General features: G+C 45.7%; 4 protein-coding genes. All 4 read right to left on the reverse strand.

Going from position 1 to position 6,530, the window contains the following annotated elements; all coding sequences use genetic code 11:
* Positions 1-157: 157 nt before the first annotated feature.
* A complete protein-coding gene (locus ACO4R2_RS01655) occupies positions 158-487 on the reverse strand; it encodes a heavy-metal-associated domain-containing protein (RefSeq protein WP_287362609.1) in 330 nt (109 codons plus the stop codon).
* Between the two features lie 17 nt (positions 488-504).
* Positions 505-1,752, reverse strand: coding sequence for an efflux RND transporter periplasmic adaptor subunit (locus ACO4R2_RS01660; RefSeq protein ID WP_484768920.1), 1,248 nt, complete (start codon positions 1,750-1,752; stop codon positions 505-507).
* A gap of 28 nt (positions 1,753-1,780) precedes the next feature.
* Complete coding sequence (locus tag ACO4R2_RS01665; protein ID WP_484768921.1) at positions 1,781-3,028, reverse strand: TolC family protein; 1,248 nt, start codon at positions 3,026-3,028, stop codon at positions 1,781-1,783.
* Positions 3,018-6,530: efflux RND transporter permease subunit (locus ACO4R2_RS01670; RefSeq protein WP_484768922.1), on the reverse strand; the 3,513-nt coding region annotated here is incomplete at its 5' end. The genes ACO4R2_RS01665 and ACO4R2_RS01670, both read right to left, overlap by 11 nt.

Here is a 6,530-nt window from a genome sequence, read left to right on the forward strand (position 1 = left end):
TGGAATATGGGACATAAGGTAGCTGACTACACTGAGCTGGTGCTCTGGTGGTCGCACTGATATGCCCCCCAAATGTTGGTATAAGAACAGACCAACCTTCGAATAGAGGACGATGATAATCGTTCCTTTATGCGCCAGTTGGTCTGATATTTACTGCTTACTTACGATATTTACAGCATCCAGGGAGTTTGTCATAAGTGGCTTGTGAGGCTTTTATATTGCCGCTATCGTGGCCTGAATCCGCTACCGCTTTTTGCACTTTCTTGGTATCTGTCTTGGTGTTGTCATACACAAGGGTGAGTTTTTGCGCTTTAAGGTTCCAGGTAGCTGATAGAACTCCAGAAACAGATTTAGCCGCTTTTTCTATGCGTGGCTTACACATTTCATTACAGTTCCCGTTTACAGGGATTTCTGTTTTCACTGTTTTGGCCTGCATAGTTGTGCTCATGGCAACAACAGTAAGCATTGTTAAAATCACTTTCTTCATTTTCTTGTTATATTAAGTTATTGATTCATCATACTTTCTTTGCCAGCCAGCTGTGCACTGGCATCAACAGCGAAGGTTCCATTCGTCACAATCTCTTCGCCTTCAGCCAAACCATCCGTGATGACATAGCCATTGGATAGCGAAGGACCTAATGTTACACGTCGTAATCTAAAGGTAGCTTGCGTTTCTCCCGTGTCTTTTACATAGACAATACTTCTTTTTCCTGTCCACATCACGGCACTCTTTGGCACGATAATCTCACCATGGTATTGCTTCATATTAGCCACAATGTTGCCAGTCAAGGTCATTTCGGGCTTAAACCATCCATTTGTATTATTCATTTCTACGCGCACACCAGCTGTCCTACTGGAAGAATCAATCATGGGATCTACGAAACTTACGCTACCTGTGAACACTTCTCCAGGCATTGCTTCGGTAGTAAAGTGAATCTTTTCGCCAACATGAATAAATGGTAAGTCGCTTTCATATGCTTGGAACATGGCCCAAACCTTATCGAGATTTGCAATCTTCATCAACACCTGTCCTTGTTTGACATAGTCACCTTGATTGATATTCTTTTGAATCACAGTACCCGAAGTATTTGCCTTCAGCGTGGTGTAGGGGGAGGCTTTGCGTGTATGCATCAGTTGATTAATCTGTTCTTCCGTAATATTCAGCAGTCTAAGCTTCTCAATAGCTGCGTCAATCAGCGGTTTCTTTTGGGGCGATTCAGGGAAGTTCAGTGCTGCAATCAGTTCTTGTTCAATGGCGTATAGCGTCGGAGAATAGATTACAGCCAATGCTTGTCCACGACTAACACGGTCGCCCGACGCATTGATCAATAGTTTCTCGATGCGTCCTTCCACGTAAGATGACTGCGTTTGTTCTAAGCGCTGGTCGGGCAATATCTTCCCGAATAGGCGCACTTCTTTGTTTGTTGCTCCGCTGCCAACAACCTCTGTCTCGATATTTGCCAATGCCACGGCCTCATCACTCATCACGATAGCATTGGAATCGGTTGTTGTTGCGCTTTGCTTTTCATCGTTGACAGGGATAAGATCCATCCCACAAATGGGGCATTTTCCGGGGTGATCCTGTCTCACTTGTGGGTGCATAGAGCAGGTATATATCGTTTTTCCTCCCGAATGTTGGTGTGCATCTGTTGCGTGAGTGGGGCGGAAGAGGAGCCACCCCAATAGGAGTCCTATCGTCAGCGCAACGGCAAACGATAGCAGGATATGTTTTCTTATAAAATCTTTCATCATCTTTTGCTTCTTTTGGCTACACATTCTTTTACTTCACATCGCGTGCAAGGAGCTGGATAGCCTCTGCTGTGATGGTGTTATATTGCGCATTGGCTTCGGCTTTTAAGAGGTCGTAGTCGATGCTTTCGCGTGTCGTTTGAAGAATATCTGTGAGCGATGCCGCCCCCGTAGCATATTCTTTTTGCATCAGTTCGAGCGTTCTGTTGAGCAAACTCACCTCACTCTCATAAAGCTTCAATTTGCGTTTTATATCGTCAGCACGCTGTTCAATGCTGAGATATGTGCTTTGAAGTGCATCCAACTGACGTTGATAATTGTAGGCTGCGCTACGTTCCATGAGTTGTGCACTACGGATAGCCGACGTAATCTTTTTGCGATAAATGGGGATTGTGACGCTCACCATGGGCATCACCATATCTTTTCCGTTCATGTTGGGCTCCATTGGCATGTCAACTTTCCCATTGAGCATATATTGAAGTCCCACACCTATCATGGGCATACCTTTTGCTCTGGCCTGCTCTTCTTGTGATTTAAACGCCTTTTGGATAGCCGAATACTGTGCGAGTTTGGGATTGTTTCGTTCAATCTCTGTCCAATTAAAGGTGGGCATCTGCCGTAATGGGATGGAATCGGGTAGGGACAAAGCTACATCTGGCTGCCGATGCAGCGTGATATTAAACTGCTGCTTTTGTAAAGTCAGTTGGGTTTCAAGACTTTCCGTTTGTTCTTTCAATCGCTCCTCTTCTGCATCAAGGCGTAATTGGTCGCTCATTTTCGTGTTACGCCCTGAAGTATAGTTCGTATAAAGATAGATAGCCACCTTTTTAATATCGTTTAAAAGCGCGCGTTTCTGTTTTACAGCTTTCACCTTTTCTTGCGTCGCGAGTATGGAATACCATTGTTTCTCAACGTCGAAAGCTAACGATAAGCTTTTTTCGCGAAACTTCTGGTAGGCCTCTTGCGCTTTATATTCCATTTGTTCGCGACCTGCTTTCAGTGTGCCAAACCATGGAAACATCTGCATAATGGTTATAGTCGTACGCTGTTTCCCAAGGCCGACACTTAGCTGTGGATCGCTCAAGACACCCGCACCTTGCGCATTGGCCATTTGCGCCTGATAGGCCTGATATTCACTCTTCAGACCGGGATTGTTGCGTATTGCTTCGGCAATATACACGGCCAAACTATCTTCTTTATTGTCTATTCCTGTCGCATGAGCACTGCCATAGCAGGCGAATAGTCCTATGCATAGGAAATACAAAATCTTATTCTTCATGCTCATTGTTGTTTGCAATCATACTTTTCTTTTGTTCACGTTTCAAGGCCGATTCACGCCACCAGCATTGGAAAACTGGCACAACAAACATTGTCATGGTCTGTATTAACATGCCGCCAAAGGTAGGAATGCTCATCGGAACCATAATATCTGAGCCCTTTCCTGTGGATGAAAGCACGGGCAATAGCGCAATAAGTGTTGTCGCAGTGGTCATTGCTGCTGGGCGAACACGCTTCATTCCAGCTTCAACAACAGCCTCGCGAATCTCTAAAGGACTACGGGGTTGTCGTTTTAAGAACACCTGATGGATGTAGGTTCCCATCAAAACACCATCGTCTGTAGCGATGCCAAAGAGTGCGATAAAGCCTACCCAAACGGCAACACTGAGGTTGATTTGTCCCATACCAAAGAGGGTTCGCATATTCACTCCCGCGATATTGAAGTTAAAAAACCAGTCTTGTCCGTAGAGCCAAATCAGGACAAAGCCGCCCGCAAAGGCTACAAAAACACCCGAGAAGTGTATCATTGAGGCCATGACGCTTTTAAATTGGAAGAAAAGGATCAAGAAAATGAGAATCAACGTAATAGGAATGACTACCTGAAGGCGTTCTGCAGCATGAATCTGTTGCTCGTAAGTGCCCGTAAATTTATACGTGACACCCTTAGAAAGTTTAATCTTTCCATGAGCTACAAGCTCGTCAATGTGTTTTTGAGCTGCATGAACAACATCCACTTCTGCCTTGTTTCCCACCTTATCAAACGTGACATAACCCATTAAAAACGTGTTTTCACTCTGAATCATCGTCGCGCCTTTGACGAAATCAAAGGTTGCCAGTTCACCCAAAGGAATTTGTGTTCCTTCGGCTGTTGGGACAAGTATTCCGTTTAACACATCGGGGTCGTCTCGCAATTCACGTGCATAACGCACACGAATAGGGAATCGTTCGCGCCCCTCAACGGTGCTTCCTTCAGCCATTCCACCGATAGCTGTCTCGATAACACGTTGCACAGTCCCCACTTGAATGCCATAACGTCCGAGTTTTTCTCTGTCGAGATGAATCTCTATATAAGGTGCTCCTTCTGCACGATCATAATACACAGAGGCTGAGTTGATGTCGGGTGTCGCTTTCAAAGCCTTCTCCATTTGCAAGCCTGCCTGCTCAATCGAAGCCAAATCAGGACCATATATCTTTAATCCCATAGGGGCTTTCATCCCCGTTGACAGCATCACTTGCCGAGTTGCAATGGGCTGTAGTTTCGGACTTCCTGTCAATCCAGGGACATTAGCGGCCTTAACAATCTCTTTCCAAATGTCATCTTCGTTTTTAATCTCGTCTCTCCACAGACGTATATAGTCGCCATTCTTGTCGCGAATGCGTTTACCATCATCGTCCAATTGGTATTCGGGTTTGTAGTTGATGGTTATCTCATACATTTGAATGGGTGCCGGGTCGAGAGCACTTTCTACACGTCCCCATTTGCCAACAACCGATTCTACTTCGGGAATGGCTTTTATGCGCTGGCCCAAAATCTTGCAATTCTGTATGTTTTGTTCAACACCACTGTGGGGCATACTTGTGGGCATGAGCATGAAAGTGCCTTCATCTAAGGTGGGCATGAACTCACTTCCTGTCTTTGTCCAAATCATTCCGCCGGCAATCAGGGTCAATATGGGGATAGACATAAACTTCCATCGGTGGTTTAAACACCAACGAAGGATTTGCTCATACTTGAGCACGAGAAGCCAAAGGATAGATAGGATGCCCCCCACAGTAATGATAACGAACAGTAAATTGAGTAACATTCCATTCTGTGGCCCTAAAGGAAGCCACACACTTGAAAGCTCATAGGTAGCTAAAAGCACCACAATGGCAATAATCAGCATGTTGGTGCTGACTGTCCAATGCATGATTTTGAAGGTGCGCGGCACTCGTTTTTTGAAAATTTTCAATGCCCATCGTTTTGGAATCCTTAGTGAGAAAATCCAGTAAGCTAACGTCGGGAGGATTAAAATGCCTAAAAGCAGGGCTAATAATAGGGCAAAAGTCTTTGTGAAAGCCAATGGATGAAACATCTTTCCCTCTTGTGCCTGCATGGCAAATACGGGTAGAAAGCTGATAACCGTAGTGCCCATGCCCGTCACAACTGCCCCCGAAACCTCATGAACAGCATTCAAAATCAATGCTTCTAATTGCTTACCGCGGGCATTGGGAGCAGTGCTCAGATGACGAACCACATTTTCCATGAACACAACTCCTACGTCAACCATCACACCAATGGCTATAGCGATACCACTGAGTGCCACGATATTAGCTTCAACCCCGAGGAGTTTCATGATGATAAACGTGGTCAATACAGCCAAAGGCAGCATGGTTGCAATCACGAAAGAAGCGCGTAGGTTAAGCACCAGGATAAGAACAACAATGATACAGATGAGAATTTCGTGCATCAGTGAGCTCTCAAGTGTGCCAATCGTCTCTTTAATCAATCTGGTACGGTCGTAAAAAGGCACGACGGTGACGCGTGATTTAGAGCCATCTTTTAACGTTTTCTCAGGCAGCCCCCCTTGCATTTCGGCAATCTTTGCTTTCACATTGTTGATGACGTCCATGGGATTACTGCCGTTACGTGCCACGACAACGCCGCCCACAGCCTCTTGCCCTTCCTTGTCAAGTCCGCCACGTCTGTAGCCGGGTCCAAACGAAACCTTAGCCACATCCTTAACTCTTACGGCCACACCATGGCGATCTGTGATGGCAGCCTCTTCCAAATCTTTCAGCTTTTTGACGTAACCGAGGCCGCGAATCAAATATTCTGCGCGGTTCACTTCCATTGTTCCCGCGCCTACATCGATATTCGAATTCTTCACAGCCAACATGACTTGTACGAGATTCAGGCCGTAAGCGCGCATAGCTTCGGGATTGAGATCAACCTGATATTCTTTCACATAACCACCTACTGAAGCCACTTCGCTGACCCCTTCGGCCGAACTTAATTGGTATCTTACATAGTAATCTTGAATGGTTCTCAATTCCTGGGGATCCCAACCACCGGCAGGTTTCCCCGTTTTGGGGTTTCGTCCTTCGAGCGTATACCAATAAATTTGGCCTAATGCCGTGGCATCTGGCCCGAGTGTTGGTTTCACTCCTTCAGGCAATAAACCGGCAGGAAGCGAGTTGAGTTTTTCCAAAATGCGTGACCGGCTCCAATAAAAGTCGACACCATCATTGAAGATAATATAGATAAATGACATACCGAACATCGACGTTGACCGAATGGTCTTGACACCGGGAATTCCTAATAATGCCGTTGTTAGGGGGTATGTGACTTGCTCTTGAATATCTTTTGGTGAGCGCCCCATCCAATCTGTTGCGATGATTTGTTGGTTATCACCAATGTCGGGGATAGCATCTACAGCCACAGGATTGCGTGGTATGAAACCGCTATGCCAGTTAAAGGGGACGGTAGACAGCCCACCTATTATAATCAATATCAACACAAG

It is taken from the genome of Alloprevotella sp., assembly GCF_057240785.1.

What these genes read in the sequence shown, in the direction of transcription:
- ACO4R2_RS01655 (WP_287362609.1), bottom strand. Translation starts at nt 487, where the DNA reads ATGAAGAAAGTGATTTTAACAATGCTTACTGTTGTTGCCATGAGCACA.
- ACO4R2_RS01660 (WP_484768920.1), bottom strand. Translation starts at nt 1,752, where the DNA reads ATGATGAAAGATTTTATAAGAAAACATATCCTGCTATCGTTTGCCGTT.
- ACO4R2_RS01665 (WP_484768921.1), bottom strand. Translation starts at nt 3,028, where the DNA reads ATGAAGAATAAGATTTTGTATTTCCTATGCATAGGACTATTCGCCTGC.